1 protein-coding gene is annotated in these 552 nt (G+C 59.6%); it reads left to right on the forward strand.

The genetic code is table 11. The features are described 5' to 3' along the window. Positions 1-552 (forward strand): type VI secretion system tip protein TssI/VgrG (tssI, locus tag RG807_RS17850; protein WP_309046055.1); only part of this gene is annotated, 552 nt, incomplete at both ends.

The raw sequence follows: 552 nt of genomic DNA on the forward strand, positions 1-552 counted from the left end.
TTACCCGGGCCGTTTCAAAGCCGACGCCAGCGGCCAGCCGTTTACCGAAGCCAGGCTGGACGCCCTCAGAAACGACGCCAGCACCGCCACCGGCGAGAGCAACCGCGCAGACTTCAGCTGCGGTGCCAAAACCGAACTCATCGAACACGACAACCCCAAGTTGAATCGGGACTGGCTACTGACCGCCGTCACACACACCGGCAAACAGCCTCAGGCCATGGAAGAAGAGGGCGGTTCTGGGCCGACCACTTACAACAACACGTTCAGTGCGGTTCCTGCCGATAAAACCTGGCGACCCAGAATTAACCAACGCCCACTCATGGACGGCCCACAAATCGCCATAGTGACAGGCCCCGACGGGGAAGAAATACACTGCGACGAATTTGGTAGGGTAAAAGTCCGCTTCCCCTGGGACAGATACAGCAAGAACGACGAACACAGTAGCGCTTGGTTGCGGGTAAGCCAGGGTTGGGCCGGCGGCCAGTATGGCTTCATGGCCCTGCCCAGAATCGGCAACGAAGTGATCGTCTCCTTCCTCGATGGCGACCCGGA

Origin of the sequence: Marinobacter sediminicola, from assembly GCF_031157525.1 — a bacterium.
Lineage (GTDB): Bacteria > Pseudomonadota > Gammaproteobacteria > Pseudomonadales > Oleiphilaceae > Marinobacter > Marinobacter sediminicola.